Raw genomic sequence first — 19,204 nt, 5'->3', positions numbered from 1 at the left:
TCCCACCGGGCACCTTTTATTTTCAGCAAGGAGAGCATCCATGGCTACACCAGCGTATATGTCCATCACCGGCACCAAACAAGGCCTGATCACCGCCGGTGCCTTCACCGCTGACTCCGTTGGCAACACCTACCAGGAAGGCCACGAAGACCAGGTCATGGTTCAAGGCTTCCAGCACGAAGTGATCATCCCGCGCGACCCGCAGTCCGGCCAGCCAACCGGCCAGCGCGTACACAAGCCAGTGGTCATCACCAAGGTGTTCGACAAGGCTTCGCCCCTGCTGCTGGCAGCCCTGACCTCCGGCGAGCGTCTGACCAAGATCGAAATCCAGTGGTACCGCACCTCGGCTGCCGGCACCCAGGAGCACTACTACACCACCACCCTGGAAGACGCGATCATCGTCGACATCAAGGACTACATGCACAACTGCCAGGACCCGGCGAACTCGCACTTCACCCACCTGGAAGACGTGCACTTCACCTACCGCAAAATCACCTGGACCCACGAAGTCTCCGGTACTTCCGGTTCCGACGACTGGCGCTCCCCGGTCGCGGGCTAAGTCCGGCCGACCGTTACACCGACATCGGCCAGCTCTGCTGGTCGATGTTGTTTACGCCATAAGGGATTTCTTGCGTTCGTCGGCGCCCGCTCTTAGGCCCGGCCCACGCTGCAGTACTGCACGAGGAACAAGGGATGTTCGCGCCGGCCAATCAGACCCATTTCAGCCTCACTGTCGAGGGGCTGGAGAATGACCTCCAGGTCCTGTCCTTTACCGGGCGGGAAGCCATCAGCCAGCCGTTTGCCTTCGAGGTGGAACTGGTCAGCGCCCAGGCTGCCCTGGACCTGGAAAGCCTGCTGCACAAACCGGCCTTCCTGCAGTTGGCCCCCAACGGCACCGGCATCCACGGGCAGATCTACCGCGTCGCCCAGGGCGATTCCGGCAAGCGCCTGACCCGCTATTCGGTCACCGTGCGCCCGCACCTGGCCTACCTCGCGCACCGCATCAACCAACGCATCTTCCAGAACCTCACGGTGCCGAAAATCATCGGCCAGGTCCTCGAAGAACACGGCATTCAAAGCGACGCCTACGAATTCAAGACCGGTTCGATCTATCCCGAGCGCGTCTACTGCGTGCAGTACGATGAATCGGACCTGCATTTCATCCAGCGCCTGTGCGAGGAAGAAGGTATCCACTACCACTTCCAGCACAGCGCCGAGAGCCACAAAATCGTCTTCGGCGACGACCAGACGGTGTTCCCCAAACTCGCTCCCGTGGCCTACCAGCAAGACTCCGGCATGGTCGCCAACGACCCGGTGATCAAGCGTTTCGACCTGCGCCTGGAAGCCCGTACCAGCCGCACCACGCGCCGCGACTACGACTTCGAAAAACCGCGCCTGACCCTGGAGAGCGACGCCAAGAGCGAGCTCAAGCCAGACCTCGAGGACTACGACTACCCGGGCCGCTTCGTCGATCGCGAACGCGGTAAACACCTGGCCAAGCGCGCCCTGGAACGCCACCGCAGCGACTACCAGCTGGCCGAGGGCAAGAGCGACCAGCCGCTGCTGGTCAGCGGTCATTTCCTGGCCCTGAGCGAACACCCCAAGGCCAAGTGGAACGACCTCTGGCTGCTCACCGAAATCGTCCACGAAGGCAAGCAGCCGCAGGTGCTGGAAGAGTCGGTGACCAGCGACACCACGGCCCTGAAGGACGACTTCCACCAGGGTTACCGCAACCGCTTCCAGGCCACCCCCTGGGACGTGCCGCACCGCCCGCCGCTGGCGCACCCCAAGCCGCGCATCCTCGGCAGCCAGAGCGCGGTGGTCACCGGCCCCAAGGGCGAGGAGATCCACTGCGATCAATACGGCCGGGTGAAAGTGCAATTCCACTGGGACCGCGAAGGCCAGTCCGACGACAAGACCAGCTGCTGGCTGCGCGTGTCCTCGGCCTGGGCCGGCGCCCAGTACGGCGGCATCGCCATCCCGCGGATCGGCATGGAAGTGCTGGTGACCTTCCTCGAGGGCGACCCCGACCAGCCGCTGATCAGCGGCTGCCTGTACCACAAGGAAAACGTCGTCCCCTACGAGTTGCCGGCGAACAAGACCCGCAGCACCTTCAAGACCCTGAGCAGCCCCGGTGGCGGCGGCTACAACGAGCTGCGCATCGAGGACAAGAAGGGCCAGGAACAGATCTTCCTGCACGCCCAGCGCGACTGGGACGAGAACGTCGAGCACGACCAGAAGATCCGCGTCGGCAACGAACGCCACGACACGGTCGAGGCCAACAGCTACAGCGAGTTCAAGGCCGAGGAACACCACACCGTGCACGCCGACCGCAAGGTCGAGACCCGTGCCAACGACCACCTCACCGTCGGCGCCAACCAGCACATCAAGATCGGCACCGGGCAGTTCATCGAGGCCGGCCAGGAAATCCACCTCAATGCCGGGCTCAAGGTGGTCATGGAAGCCGGCAGCGAACTGACCCTCAAGGGCGGCGGCAGCTTTATCAAGCTCGACGCCGGCGGCGTGACCATCAACGGCGCGGTGGTCAAGGTCAACTCCGGCGGCGGCCCGGGCAGCGGCTCCGGCGCCGCCCCACTGATGCCCGGCGTGCTGCAACAGGCCGACGCTGACAAGGCCGGCGCCCTGCTGACCCCGGCGCAAATCAACACCCTCAAGCGCAATGCACCGTTCTGTGAAGAGTGCGAAAAGTGCAAGGACGGTGCCTGTGCCCTCTGATCGCCTGACACCCCAAGCCTGGCTCGCCCGCCAGCCATTGCACGCCGACGAACGCCTGTACCTGGTCGCCAGCAACGCCAGCGACGCCGACCCGCTCAAGGACTTCTACCAGAGCGAAGGCGCCAGCGGCCTGACCGCGATCTGGAGCGGCACGCCCTACGCCGACTGGCAGCCGGTGATGCCCTACCTCGCCGAACTCAAGCCGACCTCCGCCTTCCTCGACTGGATCGCCAACACCGACGCCGACGACTGGGGCTGGCTGGCCGTCTCCAGCTGCGAGCCGCTGGTGGTGTTCGAGCACCTGCGCAGCCTGACCCAGGTGAAGATGCCGGATGGCGCAGAGGTGTTTTTCCGGTTCTGGGATGGGCGGCATATCGGGCCGATTCTGCAGGGGTTGGGGGATGGCGCCGGAGAAGTACTGCCGGTGTTCAATCGCTACTGGATCAACGGCCAACCCCTGGAAACCGGCACGCGCCCGGTGCCGAAGGTCAAGCAATGGCCCTGGTGGGAAGTACCAAAGACGCTGCTCGATCAGTTGGCCAAGAAGGACCCGACCACCCTGATCGACAACCTGATGCAATGGCTGAGCGAGGAACGCCCAGACCTCTACGACGCTTTCCCCGAGGCCGTGTTGCGCCACAAAGTCGCGCACTTCGTACGCCGGCCAAACGCGCCGAAAGCCCTTAACGAAGCACTGCTTAACCACCTGACTCTGGAGCAAGGATGATGGGTCGTGTTGCCGATATCGAAAAACAACTGAATTCGTTCAAAAGCAGCCTGACGCTGTACCGCCAGCAGACCGAAAAATGGTATGCGCAAGCCGCAGATGCCGTGAGCGAGAAGACAGACATGCCTTCCTTGCTGGGCATGGAGCGAGTCATCAAAGTCGGTGGCACCAGCAAGGCTGTCAGCATGACTGACGGCAGCTTCACCTCCAACATTGCAAGGTGTCCGCTGAAAGGGCCGCTGCTGATCGAGAGCAAGTTCGAATCGGTCTACGACATTCCTTTGGGAGGCATCCAGGTCGAGGTCATTCCGGTCAAGGGCGGTGCCGCGACCAAGCTGACGCTGGACGCCAAGGGCAAGGCCAGCTATCAGGGCAAGCCGGGGGAGCTTTACAAGATCCGCGTGCAGAACGAGGTGACCCCCGCTCAAGTCAACGCGCTGTTCAAATCCTATGACGGCCTGACCGGCGAGCTGGAAGGCTGGCTGCGCAAAGAGTGGGCAGTCTTCAAGCCGCAATGGTCCACTCAGTCGGCGGCGGCCTCTCTGAAGGCCGTCGGCAACGGCATCCTTGCCGGTAGCTGGGAAGCAATCAAAGGCGTGTGGGATGGCATCACGCTCATTCTCGACATCCTGCAAAACCCGATGAAGTACGTCGACAGGCTAGGAGCAGGCGCGGAGAAACTCGCCAAACTGGCCAAAGAAGCGCCGGACGTCATGCGCAAGGCGATGCTGTTTGCCAGCGACGAGGCGGCGTTGTTCCTGCTGGTACGCAGCGCGTCGATCTGGCTCAGCGCGTTGCCCCCAACTCAAATTGCCGGCGACGCGGCCAAATTCATTTCCTCTGCTGTCGTGTCGATCCTGATCGATATCATCCTGGGCATCGTGCTGACCATTGCCCTGGAAGGCATGGGAGTCGTCTACCTGGCCCTGCGCCTGAAGAAGTATGGCCAGGTGATCGTCAAGGCCGCGACCCGCTTTGTCGAGGCCATATTCAAAATCATCAACAGCTTCATGGGCTACATCAAGAAGTACACCGAAGTGGCTGCGCGTGGCATCCAGACCGCGGCCAAGAGAGGTACTGTCGAGGTTCGTTTCGATGGCAGGAAAAACTCCGTACTAGGAGGAAGGCCTGCGACTCCCGACGCCTCTCGTCCTGCAACGACTCCAGCCAGACGCAACGCCGATTCCGCCAGCAATACCTGCACCAGCGGCTGCCCGGTTTCGATGGTCACCGGCGAAGAGCTACTGACCCTGACCGATGGCGGGCTTGATGGGTTGCTACCGTTTGAATGGACGCGCCTGTATCGCACCAGTGCCGCCGAACTCAACTGTGGCCTGGGTTATGGCTGGAGCCATGCCCTCGCCCAACGCGTCGAGATCGATGGCGAAAGCGTTGTCTGGACCGACCACGAGAACCGCTCCACGACCTTCCCTCTACCCAACGAACAACGTCCGGCCATTACCAACACTCTTTCCCGGGCAGCGATTTTCCTGGGGGACGATCCTTCCGAACTGATCCTGTGCCAGGCCGGCAAATCGTCGCGTTTCTACCACTTCCGCTACAACAGCAAGGGCGCGAGCCTGATCGCTATCAGCGACAACTACGACAACCGCCTGCACATCACTCGCGATATCCAGGGTCGGATCAAACGTATCGACAACGGTGCCGGACGCGCCCTGTTGTTGCGCTACGACCGCACACTGATCGTTGCCGTCGATTACCAGCAGTTCACCCCGGCAGACATCCTCGAAGAAGGCTGGAGTACCGTCCAGACCCTGGTCAGCTACAGCTACGACAACCAGCATCGCCTGATAGAAGCGAAGAACGCTGCCGGTGAGGCAGAGCGATACGCCTATGACGAACAAAACGTCATTCTCGAACGGCAACTGGCCGGCGGGGCCAGCTTCTTCTGGGAATGGGAAAACCGGGGCAAGGACTCACGCTGCGTCCATCACTGGGCGAACTTTACGCAGATGGATCAGCGCTACATCTGGGATGACAAAGGCAGCGTCACGGCCGTCAATGCCGATGGCAGTGAAGAAATCTATACCCACGACGAGCAGGCTCGACTGATCAGCAAAGTCGACCCGGACGGCGCCGAACACCTCAAGGCCTATGACGAAAAAGGCCGGCTGATTGCGGAAAAGGATCCACTCGGTGCAGTGACCGAATACCGCTACGACGAAGCAGGGGACATCGTGGCGGTGATTCCGCCGGAAGATAAACCTACCGCCTACGAATACGACAACGGTCGCGTCAGTGCAGTCCATCGCGGCAACGCGACATGGGAATACCAGCGCAACCAGCAGGGCGACATCACCCGGCAAACTGATCCCGACGGCAACGAAACCTACTACAACTACGACCGCCAGGGCCGCCTGCTGGAAATCACCCACCCCGACGGCAGCCGCCACCAGTTGGGCTGGAACGGCCTCGGCCAGCTGCTGGAAGAACGCCTGCCCGACGGCGGCCAGCGCAAATACCGCTACGACGCCCTGGGCCGGCAGATCACCCGCCAGGACGAAAGCAGCGCCGTCACCCAGTACCAATGGGACGCCGCCAACCGCCTGGCGCAGATCATCCTGCCCGGCGGCGCGACCCGCGCCTTCAGCTACAACGCCTACGGCAAAGTCACCGCCGAACGCGACGAGCTGGGTCGCGTCACCCGCTACGAATACGCCGACAACCTGCACCTGGTCAGCCGCCGCATCAACCCGGACGGCAGCCAGCTGCGTTATCGCTACGACAATGCGCGCCTGCTGCTCACCGACATCGAGAACGAGCGCGGCGAGCAGTACCACCTGGATTACTACCCCAACGGCCTGATCCAGCAGGAAACCGGCTTCGACGGGCGCAGCACTGCTTACGCCTACGACCTCAACGGCAAGCTGCTGAAAAAAACCGAATTCGGCGACGACGGCAGCGAGCTGGTCACCGAGTATCAACGTGACGCCGCTGGCCGCCTGCTGGTGAAAACCCTCGCCGATGGCGAAGAAATTCACTACAGCTACGACGCCCTCGGGCGCCTGGTCAACGTCGACGACAGCCACTGGCCGCTGGCCTACGAATACGACCTGCAAGATCGGCTGATTACCGAGCACCAAGGCTGGGGCACCCTGCGCTACGAGTACGACAAACTCGGCCAATTGAGCCACTGCCGCCTGCCCGACGGCAGCAAGCTCGACTATCGCCACGCCCCGGGCGGGCAACTGAGCAGCATCGACCTCAACGGCTCGCGCCTGACCAGCCACCAATTCGACGCCGGCCGCGAACAGCAACGCCAGCAAGGCCTGCTGCTCAGCCAGTACCAGTACGACGAACAAGGCCGCCTGCAGGCCCACAGCGTCAGCCAGCAACAGCACGGCCAGCAGCAACGCAACCTGTTCCGCCGCGCCTACGCCTACGACGCCAACGGCAACCTCGCCGGCATCGACGACAGCCGCAAGGGCAACCTGCGTTATCACTACGACCCGCTGGACCGCCTGATCAACGTCCGCGGCGCCACCCCGGAAAGCTTCGCCCACGACCCCGCCGGTAACCTGCTCGGCCAGGGCGACCAACCCGCCGCCAACCTGGCCAACGTCAAAGGCAACCGCCTGCTGATGCAAGGCGACCGCCACTACGACTACGACGCCTTCGGCAACCTGAGTCGCGAACGTCGTGGGGCGGGCCAGAAGCTGGTCACGGAATACCAATACGACTGCCAACATCGGTTGATTGGTGTGAGCCTGCCGGGAGGCAGCACCGCCACCTATAAGTACGATGCCTTCGGCCGGCGCATCGCTAAAACCGTCGATGGCCGCACGACCGAGTTCCTCTGGCAAGGTGAACGGCTGATCGCCGAGAGCGCTGAAAATCGCTATCGCAGTTATATCTACGAACCCGGCACCTTCCGCCCGCTGGCCATGCTCGACGGCGAAGGCCCGACCCAGGCCACGCCGTTCTATTACCAACTCGATCACCTGGGTACACCGCAGGAACTGACCGCCTACAGCGGCGAGATCATGTGGTCGGCGAAGTACCGGGCGTATGGCAATTTGGCCGCGCTGGACGTTTCGGAAATCGACAATCCGCTGCGTTTCCAGGGGCAGTATTTCGATACGGAAACCGGGCTGCACTACAATCGTCATCGCTATTACAATCCGAGCTCGGGGCGGTTTCTGACGCCGGATCCGATCAAGCTGGCGGGGGGGTTGAATAACTACCAGTACGTGCCTAACCCTACGGGGTGGGTGGATCCGTTGGGGTTGAACTCCACCACCGGACAATGCCCCCCAGGTACTGAGCCGCCTAAGAGATGGACAGAGAGGTCGGTATTTAATAAGTACCCCGAAAGAAAGGTCATAAAAACTTCAGGTCCCGAAGAGCAAGCAGCCTTTTTGCAAGAGCATCTTCCTGGGCTACCTAAAGAGCAGGCACAGATGATTCTTGAGGACTCTTATAAAAAGGGAACTTCGGTTGTAATCGGAGGAAGCAGAGTTAGAGGTGACAATCTTCCCGGCAGCGACTTAGATGTTGGTTTCGGGAACCTTAATGCAAACCAGGCTGGCAAACATGTTAAAGCCCTTGAAAGTAAATTTGAGGGTGAGGAGAGTTTCCTAACGCTTGAAAAGACCAGAATCGTGCCAGGAAATAAAACAGCAAACATTGAAGAGATAAAATCTCCAGAAGAGTTTTTCCAGCGTTCAGGAACACGCGCCGGTCTTGACCCGAAAGCTGGTCAGGAATATAAACCTTCTGGGTCTATTACACTGGAAAAAGACGGCACAATCACTTTGCTACCACCAGGAACAAAACCATGATATTCAAATCAGCAGGTGAGAACATCAGTCCATGTTCAGTGGGATATCGAAGCCTTGGCTTTGGTGAGGATACGGGCCTTGAAACAAGCCCTTATGAATTAACAATAAGCTTCAGCGAACTACCAGAAGCCTTTATAAAAAGTTCTGATTCCTTTATAGAACAGTGCAAAACCGATGATATCCAGCAAGGTTTTGCAGACATCGACGAGCTAGAAAAGCTAAATTATCCACCCTTTAAAAACTTGATCAAAAGCAATCCAAAATTAGTGGCCGCCCTCATCAAAGACTACCTATACTTTGATTTATTAGACTCGCTATTCCCAGAAAATAAAAACTTAAAACTAGTAATAAATAACATAGAAAGAATTTACACAACGGAGTCTGGCATCATAGTCTCCGGCGAGACATTCCCCTTTAAAACCATATAGTTTAAAAACACATATTAAACGATACCCCGGAATTCTGATAACTTTACACCAATGAAAAACAATAAAATTAGACGCCAAATCAAAAGCATTCCTGAAAGATCAAACCATCAAATATCTCAAACAAAGTGCACAACGTCATTACCGAACCAGTAAGTCTTATTCCTACAAAACTCGGAGAGTTTTCCTGCAGCCGGCATTGACTTCCATTAACTTGTGCCAAGGCATCCACCTAGATAGCATCTTCAAGTCGCTGCGAAATCAGCGATCGGATGTGGAAGTCCGCTCTATAGCTAAAGGTGCTAAAACGCCAAAAAAACATGTAGGTATTTTTTATGCCTGCATTATTGTGTTGCGGCACGCTGCGCGTGCGGCACTTTCAAGTGCGCCGTTTTTCCTTTAGCCCTAGTCTTCCATGCCCGCATACAACTCCCCCCTATAAGGCCTCCTATGAAAGTTATCTATCACTTCAAAGAGCGCATCAAAGAAGATCCCGAGTACATTCGAAAAGCCCAAGAGCTGACTCTTAATGAGTCAAAACCGAAAGCCGGTCTTAAAGGAACTTTTGGATTGCTGGGCTCAGATGAGTGGTGGAACAACCTCAACAAAGGTCTCATCCCTCAAAAAGAGATTTCTGGAGTTATCACAAGGGTATATTTAACCGGACAAGACAATATCGAAAAAATCAATACCATCGATATAAAAGCAGATGACAACAGCCTCTATACAGAAGGCATATACGCAAACAAAAACTCCGAAAAGCATCACTACAAACCCGGAGCAAAAATAAAAATAAAATATGCCTTTGACCCTCTAAAAAGAACCAAATCCAATGGACATATCGACTACTCAAAAATAATAATTGAAATTTCAATTTCTCAAAAATAAGACTCTAATAAAAATCAACAAAAATACCTCCAACCAAAGAACCGAGGCTAAATCAATGTACATCAACAAGGTTCCCAAAACCGAACCAGCCTCATACATTGGAGGCAAACCAGTCATCCCCCAAGGGATGAGCATCCCCAAAAGCCCAAGCGGCAGCTTGATGAGCTTTTATTTCACCCTACAGTTCCCAGAAGCTCATTCCCTGCATGGCTACACGCTTAGTGTTTTTGCAGCAACAGATGACTTCAACGAAGACTATACGATTCCTGAAATGCTCAAGGTCCCACTCTTGGGAGCAAGCGTTCCCGATGGCTTCTTAAGAAATTACCAAAAATATTTCGCACTCTTTCTTTTCAAGAACGAAGAGAAGGTCTATTTGACTGATTACCCAATACGGATCGCAATGACTCCCTTAGCGTTTAGCCATAGCAAAGGCCATGATGTGTTCGGTTGGGCTGGCGACAAGCCTAAATGGGTTCTGAATTATGAGACGCCGGGCCAGTACAAGGGAGCGGCTTTTGACTTTTTACTGCAAGTATATGGAGAGCAGTCATTTCCGATTACTGGTTCCGCCCCCGCGCAACGAGAAACGAATATCTTTGGCGGAAGCAAGCCCCGAGCAAAGAGAAACTATATTTTATTCAATCAGAACGAAGTCTACTTCTTTGGAAGCAGGGCCGGCGATGTCGATGATCGAGTTTACATAGTTACACAATGCAACTGACCTAAACCCAACCAGTAATGCAGACAAATGAATACACTCACTCTCAAACAAAAAAACATCATCCACAACTGTTTGCTCGATCTAAAGGACTCCTCCTCTCTGAAAAGCCCAAGCTTTCTACCAATAGCCTTGGACAAGCTCATGGTCTCGGAAGGTTTCGGCATAGAAATGTCTGGGATCTACCTCAGCACCGATAAGGACGCTGAGAACATTCCCGGATATCTGAGAAAAGGCATGGCTTTCGAGTTTATGGACGAGCACGTGGTGATTTCATTTTCTGATGGCGTTGCAGCCATCACCCACTGGTGCGAAAGCAACGAGATTCCCGATCGGGAAAGCACTTTATTAAAGTGCGAAATATTGAAGGAGCGACTTTCTAGAGAAGCCTGATCGACGCCGAAAAATCGCCCCCAGCGACAAAAAACCACAACCACCTCCCCCACCAAACCCGTCATGCTCCCTCCCCCTGCGCCCCCACCCGGCAGGCGCTTTAACCTGTCGTAAACCCAGCAACCCGTACCCTCACCCCCACTGCCCATTTGTTTATTCCGCCATTCATCCGTTTAATCCCTATCCACTCCCCCGCGGCACAACGAAGACCCTCATGACTCGATACATGCTTTACCCCCTCCTTCTCCTTTCCCTCCTGCTTACTGGCTGCGCCACTGAACTCGGCGTGGCGCTCAATGGCACGCCCGATCCGGACTATGCCTTCGACCGGCAGGCGCCGGTGTTGGTGACGGTGACCCAGGGCAACGACGAGCATGGGCTCAATGCCCGTTACTACCTGCGCGACATGGTCAATGCGATGAAGGACCAGGGGTTTCGCGAGGTGTTTACCGAGGCGACGCTGCCGAAGAAGCATGCGCCGATCAAGATGACGGTAACGCTGGATATCGGCAGCAAGCGGGTGACTTATCGCTACACCGCCACCGACTATGGGCAGGTGGCGAACAGCACCACGACGGTCTGCAAGGACAAGCAGAAGAAGGACAAGAGTCTGGTCTGCACCAGTACGCCCAACACCAGTTACGGGCCGGTGGGGACTTCGGAGCGCACCGGTTATGCCAGCCTGACCACGTTCACCGTGACGGCCCGGGACGAGGCGAGCAAACGCGCGGTGTATCTCTTGCGGGCGTCGTCGCAGAACGACGATTGCCAGGACGCCAAGGTCGAAGCCTTTGTGGTGGAGCAAGGTTTGCAGAACCTGGATTTCCGCGACCGGGTGCAGCGCACGTACACGGTGACCATGCCGGACAGTTACAGCTGCAAATAGGCCGGCGGCTGTAGAAGCGAAGCTTGCTTGCGATAGCGTTCGGCCTGATACGCCGAGGCGTCTGTATTGCGGGCAAGCCTCGCTCCTACAAGGGAGCGCGGGGTCCGGTCAGAAGTCGTAACGCCCGGTCACGCCCAGGGTCCGAGGCGTCCCCAACAGCCCTTCATACCCACCATTCCCGCCGGTCCACAGCGTGGTGTAGTAGGTCTTGTCGAAGGCGTTTTTCAGCCACAGCGACACGTCCCACTGGCCTTGTTCGTAGTTGCCGCGCAGGCCGGTGGAGAGGTTGACCACCGCGTAGCTGGGGATCTGGCCGTAGTCGGAATCCTCCACCGTGCCCACCGCCTTGGAGCGGAAGGCGTAGCTGCCGGTGACGTAGGGTTCCAGGCCGTTGTCCAGGTTCCATTTGTATTCGCCGTTGGCGTTGCCGATCCATTTCGAGGCGCCGACCACTTGGTGGCCGCTGAGGTCGCAGGAGGCCGGGGCGCCGGGGCGCAGGCTGACTTCGGGCGGGCACGGCGCGTCCTTGTAGGACAGGTAGCGCACGTCGTTGTAGGAGCCGTTGAAGTTCAGCGTCAGGCCACGAATGGGGATCAGCGTGCTTTCGAATTCCACCCCGCGCGAGCGCACCGAACCGGCGTTGGTCAGGTACTGCACACGGTTGGCCTCGTCGTAGGCGTTGGTCTGGTAGCCGTTGACCTGGGTCCAGAACAGGTTGGCGTTGAGCTGCAGGCGCTTGTCCCACAGGGTGCTCTTGAAGCCCAGCTCGGCGTTGTTGGCGCGTTCGGTACCGACCAGCAGCGAGTCGGCGCCGGCGGTCGGCGCCGAGCCCACCACCAGGTTGACCCCGCCGGACTTTTCGCCGTGGGACAGGGTGGCGTAGCCCAGCAGGTCGTCGGTGAAGCGATAGCTGAGGTTGAGCAGGCCCGAGGGGCTGGTGCTGTATTGATTGAGGTCGCCGGAATCGTAGGCCCCGGCCCGTCCGCGCCGCGCGGTGGCCGCGGCACCGCTCACTGCGGCGCCCCCCACTGGCGCGTTGCGGGTCACCCAGGCGCTTTTTTCTTCATAGGTGCCGCGCAGGCCGGCGGTGAAGTCCAGGCGTTCGGTGAGGTGCCAGGTGCCTTGGGCGAACAGCGCGAAACTGTCAGTGCGGATATGCCCGTTGCCGATGCTGGTGACGTTGTTCAGCGCGCCGGTGGGCGTGCCGTTCCAGATGTCCGCCTGGGGGCCGTAATAGGCGAAGGATTTGTTGTCCAGGTCGGAGCCGAAGTAGTAGGCGCCGAGCACGTAGTCGAAGAAGCCGCCGGTGGGCGAGGCCAGGCGAAATTCCTGGGACCACTGTTTGTCTTCCACCGAGACCCCGGCGTTGTAGGTCGCCGGCACGTTGAGGCCGTCATCGTTGCGCGGGGTGAAGTTCCACCAGCGGTAGGAGCTGACGGAGGTCAGGGTGAAGTCGCTGGGCAGGGTCCAGTTGGCCTCCAGCGAGGTGCCGCCCTGGAACACCGTGACGTGCTGGTCGTTGTCCAAGTTGACCTTGCGGTGCGTGCCGTCGACCAGGGTCGCCCCCGCGGCGTTGGCCCGCGCCTGGTAGAGGTTGGTGCCGTTGATGGTCGGCCCGGTGCTGTACAGCACCCGGGTGCCGGCGCTGGAGTCCTCTTCGTTGTAGTCGCCGATCCAGCGCAGGTTGAAGTTCTCGTTGGGCTTGTACAGCAGTTGCCCGCGGAAGCCCTGGCGCGAGCCGCCGTTCAAGTCGTGGCCGTCGTATTCGTTCTTGATGTCGCCGTCGCTGCGGGTGCGGTACGCCGAAAAGCGCCCGGCCAGCTCGTCGTTCAGCGGGCCGGAGATCGTGCCCTTGGTCTGGAAATAACCGTCCTCGCCCACCGAGGTCTCGATGCTGCGCTCGGGGGTGAAACTCGGCGCGCGGGTGCTGATGTTGATCACCCCGGCGGTGGTGTTCTTGCCGAACAGCGTGCCCTGGGGACCGCGCAACACTTCCAGCTGCTCGATGTCCATCAGGTCGAACACGGCCATGCCCGGCCGTCCCAGATAGACGTTGTCGATGTACAGCCCGACGCTGCCTTCCAGGCCGTCGCTGGCCGGATTGTTGCCCAGGCCGCGGATCGACACGCTGGACTGGCGCGCATGCATGTAGGCGACGTTGACGCTGGGCACCAGCTGTTGCAAGTCCTGGATGCGGTAGACGCGCTGGCTCTCCAGGGCCTGGCCGCCGATCACGCTCATCGGCGTCGGCACGTCCTGGGCGCTTTCCTCGCGACGCCGCGCGGTCACGGTCACGGTTTCCAGCTGGCCGCTGGCGGCGGGCTTGCCAGCGCTGGCCTTGGCCGCGGCTTCGACGGGCGCTTCGGCTTCAGCAGCATAGGCCTGGGACCAGCCGGCGCTGCCGGCCAGCAACAAGGCCAGCGGCAGGCGCTTGAGCCGTCGGGGGGAGATAGGTGACGCAAGGTTCAACGGGCTCATGGGCGGCTCCTGGGCAAAAAACAGACTGATCCGTATATTCTTTTTGATTATTTATTTATGTTTTTACGAACATTTACGGAATAAGAGATTGCCTTTATAAAGAGTCGACCCAATGCATAGCCAATGCATTTGCCCGATATTTTCAATGTGAAAAATGCATATCGACCTGCGCCAACTCAGACACTTCATCGCCCTCGCCGAACAGCGCAGCTTCGTCGCGGCCGCCTTGGCGGTGAACCTGTCGCAATCGGCCTTCAGCCGCAGCATCCAGGCCCTGGAACACAGCGCCGGCTGCCAGCTGGTGGACCGCGGGCGCAAGGACCTGGCCCCGACCAAGCAAGGGCTGGTGCTGCTCGAACACGCGCGGCGGCTGGTCAGCGGCGCGCAGCAATTGGCCAACGAGATCAGCCAGTTCAACGGCCTGGAAGCCGGCGAGCTGCGTTTCGGCTGCGGGCCGGCGCCGGCGGCGGGCTTGATCCCGCGGGCCATCGGCAGTTTTATCGGGCGCTACCCCAAGGCGCGGGTGCAGTTCCAGGTGGACGACTGGCAAACCCTGAGCAAACGCCTGCTCAGCGAAGAGTTCGAATTCTTCGTCGCCGACACCCGGCACTTCGAGGCCAACCCGGACTACCTGACCCAGCGCCTGCGCCCGCGCAAATGGCATTTCTGCTGCCGCGCCGGGCATCCGCTGGCCAGTCAGGAAAGCGTCAGCGCCGCCGAGCTGATGAGCTACCCCATGGCCGTGACCATCCGCCCGCCGAACCTGCGCAAGGTCATCGTCGACCTCAGCGGCCGCCCGGACTTCACCCCGAATGTGGAATGCGAGAACAGCTACAGCCTGCTCGGCGTGGTGCTGCGTTCCGACGCCATCGGCATCGTCGGCTCCTACAGCGACGCGCTGCACCAGGCCAGGGGCGAGCTGGTGTGCCTGAAGATCGAGGGCCTGGCCGACGACCTGGAAGAGCTGTACACCCGCTACGGCATCGTCAGCCGCGCCGGGTATCGGCTGTCGCCGCTGGCCGAGGCGATGATCGAAGAGATCCAGCGCACCGACGCGCTGGATGAGGACGTGTATTCGCTGGAGAATTTCGCCGTCTGAACCCGGACGCCGGACCCTGTAGCCGCTGCCGCAGGCTGCGCACGACCGCGCAGCGGGCGCCGCTCTTGAGATCGCCGGAGGTCCTGCGGACCTTGCGCAGCCTGCGGCAGCGGCTACAGGGGTAGTTTTCGCCCCATGCGGATCACGCATGAAAACCATGCGCCGAATGCGCTTGTCGTAACCGGCGGCGAAGGCGAAAACCCTCACCTGTCTTTCGATCGGTGAACCCCATGTCCAACCCCGTCCCACCCGTGCGCAACGTGCTGTACATCATGTGCGACCAGCTGCGCCGCGATTACCTGTCGTGCTACGGCCACCCGCACCTGCACACGCCGAACATCGACCGCCTGGCCGCCGCCGGGGTGCGTTTCACGCGCGCCTATACCCAGGGCACCATCTGCGGACCGTCGCGGATGTCGGCCTACACCGGGCGTTATGTCAGCAGCCACCAGGTGGCCTGGAACGCCGTGCCGCTGCCCCTGGAAGAGCTGACGATCGGCGACTACCTGCGCCCCCACGGCATTCGCACTGTGCTGGTGGGCAAGACCCACGCCACGCCCAACCTCGACGCCCTGCAACGCCTGGCCATCGACCCCGAAAGCCGGCAGGCCGAAGCCCTCAACGAGGTCGGTTTCGAACCCTACCTGCGCCACGATGGGATCTTCCCCGACAGCCCGCTGTTCGACGACAAGCGCGAATCCGCGCCCTACACCCATTACCTGCGCGAACAGGGTTACGCCGGGCGCAACCCCTGGCACGACTGGGCCAATGCCGCCAGCGGTGAGCAAGGCGAAATCCTCAGCGGCTGGCAGATGCGCAACGCCCACCTGCCGGCGCGGGTTGCCGAACAGCATTCGGAAACCGTCTACACCACCGACCGCGCCCTGGACTTCATCAAGGAGCAGGGCGAACAACCCTGGTGCCTGCACCTGTCCTATATCAAGCCGCACTGGCCCTACATCGCCCCGGCGCCCTACCACGCGTTGTACGGCGCCGGGCAGGTGATCGAGCCGGTGCGCGCGAGCGCTGAAGAGGCCAGCGACCACCCGGTGTACGCCGCGTTTCGCCAGCACGAAGAGAGCCGCAACTTCTCTCGCGACGAAGTGCGCCTGAACGTGGTGCCGACCTACATGGGCCTGATCAAGCAGGTGGACGACCAGCTCGGCCGCCTGTTCGATTTCCTGCAAGGCAGCGGGCGCTGGGACGACACCCTGATCGTCTTCACCAGCGACCACGGCGATTTTCTCGGCGACCACTGGCTGGGGGAAAAGGAGTTTCTGCTGGAGCCCGCGGTGGGCGTGCCGCTGATCGTGCGCGACCCGCGGGCAGCGGCGGACGGCAGCCGCGGCACGCAAGACGAGCGCCTGGTGGAAACCATCGACGCCCTGCCGACCTTTCTCGACGCCCTCGGGCTGCCCGGCGCCGAGCACCGGCTGGAAGGCCGCTCGCTGATCCCGCTGCTGCACGGCACGGCCGGCGACTGGCGCCGCTACGCCATCAGCGAATACGACTACGCCTTCCAGGCCCCGGCCCGCGAACGCCTGGCCCAACCCATCGACCGCTGCCGCATGACCATGGTGCGCAGCGAGCGCTGGAAGTACCTGGCCTACGACGGCTTCCGTCCGCAGCTGTTCGACCTGCACAACGACCCGCAGGAACTCCACGACCTCGGCGCCGACCCGGCCTATGGGGCGGTGCGCGAGGAACACCTGGGGTATCTGTTCGACTGGCTGCGCGGGCTGAAGCGGCGGACCACCATCAGCCACGCAGAGATCGATCTGCGTGGGCAAAGGTTTCGTTATGGCGAGCCGGAGGCGCAGAAGGTGGTGCAGATCGGGGTGTGGTGAGAGCGCCGCTGCGCGGCTGATCGCGAGCAAGCTCGCTCCTACAGGAGATTAGCCGAACCTGTAGGAGCGAGCTTGCTCGCGAAAGACCGCAAGAACACCGCGTCTGTAGCCGCGTCGACCAGAATGAGCGCGTCACAACCCCTTGATGGTCTGGCTGCGCTGCCCGTGCACGCCCACCGGCACGTCGCCCTTGAGGGTCACGCGGCGCACGATGCGGTCCTGGGTGCCGTAGTCGTCGACCGCGTAATGCTGGGTCGAACGGTTGTCCCAGATCGCCACGTCGCCGACGGTCCAGCGCCAGCGCACGGTGTTTTCCAGGCGGGTGACGTGGCTTTGCAAGAGGTTGAACAGGTGCGCCGAATCGGCCTGGGTATAGCCCTTGATGCGTTTGACGAAGTGCCCGAGCACCAGGCTTTTCTCGCCGCTCAGCGGGTGCACGCGCACCAGCGGGTGTTCGGTTTCGTAGACGGTGGAGGTGAAGATCTTGCGGTAGCGCTCCAGCTTCTCCACCGACACGTCCGGCTTGGCCCCGGCGTAGTCGTATTCGTTGCTGTGCACCGCCCAGAGCTTGTCCGCCAGTTCGCGCAGTTCCACCGGCAGTTCGTTGTAGGCCGTGGCGGTGTTGGCCCAGACCGTGTCGCCGCCGGAGGCCGGGGCCACCACCGAACGCAGGATCGAGGCTTTCGGGTAGGCGTCGACGAAGGTCACATCGGTGTGCCAGGAGTTGGCGCGCTGGCCCTCGGCGCCGTCCAGTTCGAGCAGGTAGCGGGTGCCGTCGCGCACCGGCACGGTAGGGTGCGCCACCGGCTCGCCGAGCAGGTGGGCGAAGGCCTCCTGGCTCTGGTCGTCGAGGTGGGTCTGGCCGCGGAAGAAGATCACCTTGTGCTCCAGCAGCGCCTGCTGGATGGCTTCGACCGTGGCGGCGTCCAGCGCGCCGGAGAGTTGCACGCCGCGGATCTCGGCGCCGATACGGCCGGCCACCGGGTGGATCTCGAGCGCCTGGACAGCGGGTTTAACAGCTAATGCGGCATTGCTCATCGGGTAACCCTCATCTGACTGCTTACGGTTGGCGGCAGCGAAACAACGCTCTATCTATATTCAATTTAGATCTAATAGATAACTACTTGCTTCGTTGACGGAATAAGAGCTTGCATTTAAAACCTCATTCCTCACTCGTCGCAAATGCCTTCGGGCTATTTTTCGGATGCCGGGAAAGCATATGGATCTTCGCCAGTTGCGTTACTTCATCGCCCTCAACGAACACCGCAGTTTCGTCCGCGCGGCCGACGCCATGGGCATCACCCAGCCGGCGTTCAGCCGCAGCATCCAGGGCCTGGAACAGGAGTTCGGCTGCGTGCTGGTGGACCGCGGCAACAAGGACCTGCGCCCCACCCCGGAGGGCCAGGTGGTACTGCAACACGCTCTGAGCCTGGTGCAGGGCGCGGCGCTGCTGAACAGCGAAGTGACGCAGATGACCAAGCTCGACGCTGGCGAGCTGCGCTTCGGCTGCGGCCCGGCGCCGGCGGTGAAACTGGTGCCCGACGCAGTGGCGCAATTCACCGGCAGCCACCCGAAAGTGCGGATCTGCCTGGAGGTGGACAACTGGGAAAAACTCAGCCGCAGCCTGAGCCGCGAAGAGATCGAATTCTTTATCGCCGACATCCGCCATTTCGAGGCCGACCCGAACTTCCAGACCCAGCCCCTGACGCCCAAGCGCGGGGTGTTCTTCTGCCGCCCCGGGCACCCGCTGCTGGACAAGGAAAGCCTGTCGACCAACGACATGTTCGACTACCCGCTGGCCACCACGCTGATCCCGCCGGGCATCCGCAAACTGCTGGCCAACCTCAGCGGGCGCATCGACTTTTCCCCGACCATCCAGACCGAGCACTTCCCGGCGCTGGTGAAGATCGTGCGCCAGTCCAACGCCATCGGCGTAGGCACCGAAGAGGCGTTCGTCGAGGACATCGCCCAGGGCTCCCTGGCGCTGCTGCACTGGCGCAACCTGCCGCAGAACATCGAGAGCATGAATGCCCGCTGCGGCATCGTCAGCCGCACCGGATTTCGCCTGTCGCCGGCGGCGCGCAAGATGATCGAAGTGCTGGTGGCGGTGGATCGCCAGCAGGTGAGCATCGCCTCCTAGGACGCCATCGCGAGCAAGCTCGCTCCTACAGAAGACACGCTCTCCTGTAGCCGCTGCCGAGC

Annotated in this window: 14 protein-coding genes; 12 read left to right on the top strand and 2 right to left on the bottom strand. The window is 60.5% G+C overall.

Features of this window, described 5'->3' with window-relative positions; all coding sequences use genetic code 11:
- The first annotated feature begins 40 nt into the window (after nucleotides 1–40).
- The 9 genes from BTN82_RS00625 to BTN82_RS00585 all read left to right on the top strand — a co-directional run bounded on the left by BTN82_RS00625 (nucleotide 41) and on the right by BTN82_RS00585 (nucleotide 11,578).
- Nucleotides 41–559 (top strand): Hcp family type VI secretion system effector, encoded by a 519-nt coding sequence (locus BTN82_RS00625; protein WP_009041653.1) that lies wholly within the window; start codon nucleotides 41–43, stop codon nucleotides 557–559.
- 134 nt (nucleotides 560–693) lie between these two features.
- Nucleotides 694–2,736, top strand: coding sequence for a type VI secretion system tip protein TssI/VgrG (gene tssI / locus BTN82_RS00620; RefSeq protein WP_075117253.1), 2,043 nt, complete (start codon nucleotides 694–696; stop codon nucleotides 2,734–2,736).
- Nucleotides 2,726–3,463: a DUF4123 domain-containing protein gene (locus BTN82_RS00615; protein WP_075117252.1), complete on the top strand. Its 738-nt coding sequence runs from the start codon at nucleotides 2,726–2,728 to the stop codon at nucleotides 3,461–3,463. Before tssI ends, BTN82_RS00615 begins: the two co-directional genes overlap by 11 nt.
- Nucleotides 3,463–8,265, top strand: coding sequence for an RHS repeat-associated core domain-containing protein (locus tag BTN82_RS00610; protein WP_075117251.1), 4,803 nt, complete (start codon nucleotides 3,463–3,465; stop codon nucleotides 8,263–8,265). The genes BTN82_RS00615 and BTN82_RS00610 overlap by 1 nt, the downstream gene beginning before the upstream one ends.
- The gene (locus BTN82_RS00605; protein ID WP_075117250.1) at nucleotides 8,262–8,693 is read left to right on the top strand and encodes a hypothetical protein; all 432 of its coding nucleotides are present in this window, start codon (nucleotides 8,262–8,264) and stop codon (nucleotides 8,691–8,693) included. The genes BTN82_RS00610 and BTN82_RS00605 overlap by 4 nt, the downstream gene beginning before the upstream one ends.
- 447 nt (nucleotides 8,694–9,140) lie before the next feature.
- Nucleotides 9,141–9,578, top strand: a complete 438-nt coding sequence (locus BTN82_RS00600) for a hypothetical protein (protein ID WP_075117249.1) — start codon at nucleotides 9,141–9,143, stop codon at nucleotides 9,576–9,578.
- Nucleotides 9,579–9,633: 55 nt separating this feature from the next.
- Nucleotides 9,634–10,302: a hypothetical protein gene (locus BTN82_RS00595; protein ID WP_075117248.1), complete on the top strand. Its 669-nt coding sequence runs from the start codon at nucleotides 9,634–9,636 to the stop codon at nucleotides 10,300–10,302.
- A gap of 27 nt (nucleotides 10,303–10,329) precedes the next feature.
- Nucleotides 10,330–10,692, top strand: a complete 363-nt coding sequence (locus tag BTN82_RS00590; protein WP_075117247.1) for a hypothetical protein — start codon at nucleotides 10,330–10,332, stop codon at nucleotides 10,690–10,692.
- Between the two features lie 214 nt (nucleotides 10,693–10,906).
- Entirely contained in the window at nucleotides 10,907–11,578 is a 672-nt protein-coding gene (locus BTN82_RS00585; RefSeq protein WP_075117246.1) for a hypothetical protein, read from the top strand.
- Nucleotides 11,579–11,686: 108 nt separating this feature from the next.
- Here the strand turns inward: BTN82_RS00585 and BTN82_RS00580 are convergent, their stop codons facing one another.
- Nucleotides 11,687–14,056 carry a TonB-dependent receptor gene (locus tag BTN82_RS00580; protein WP_075117245.1) on the bottom strand — a complete coding sequence of 790 codons (2,370 nt, stop codon included), beginning with the start codon at nucleotides 14,054–14,056 and terminating at the stop codon, nucleotides 11,687–11,689.
- A gap of 154 nt (nucleotides 14,057–14,210) precedes the next feature.
- On the opposite strand from BTN82_RS00580, the gene BTN82_RS00575 reads away from it, so the two are divergent.
- Together BTN82_RS00575 and BTN82_RS00570 are read left to right on the top strand one after the other, a co-directional pair.
- Nucleotides 14,211–15,155 (top strand): LysR family transcriptional regulator, encoded by a 945-nt coding sequence (locus BTN82_RS00575; protein ID WP_075117244.1) that lies wholly within the window; start codon nucleotides 14,211–14,213, stop codon nucleotides 15,153–15,155.
- Nucleotides 15,156–15,385: 230 nt separating this feature from the next.
- Nucleotides 15,386–17,002, top strand: coding sequence for an alkaline phosphatase family protein (locus BTN82_RS00570; protein ID WP_075117243.1), 1,617 nt, complete (start codon nucleotides 15,386–15,388; stop codon nucleotides 17,000–17,002).
- Nucleotides 17,003–17,134: 132 nt separating this feature from the next.
- Here the strand turns inward: BTN82_RS00570 and BTN82_RS00565 are convergent, their stop codons facing one another.
- A complete protein-coding gene (locus BTN82_RS00565; RefSeq protein WP_075117242.1) occupies nucleotides 17,135–18,040 on the bottom strand; it encodes a TauD/TfdA dioxygenase family protein in 906 nt (301 codons plus the stop codon).
- A 181-nt stretch (nucleotides 18,041–18,221) separates the two neighbouring features.
- Between BTN82_RS00565 and BTN82_RS00560 the strand changes: the two genes are divergently transcribed.
- Nucleotides 18,222–19,142: a LysR family transcriptional regulator gene (locus tag BTN82_RS00560; protein ID WP_075117241.1), complete on the top strand. Its 921-nt coding sequence runs from the start codon at nucleotides 18,222–18,224 to the stop codon at nucleotides 19,140–19,142.
- The last annotated feature ends 62 nt before the right edge of the window (nucleotides 19,143–19,204 follow it).

The organism is Pseudomonas chlororaphis (genome assembly GCF_001921865.1).
Taxonomy (GTDB): Bacteria; Pseudomonadota; Gammaproteobacteria; order Pseudomonadales; family Pseudomonadaceae; genus Aquipseudomonas; species Aquipseudomonas chlororaphis_D.
This window is presented reverse-complemented; position numbering and strand designations above follow the sequence as displayed.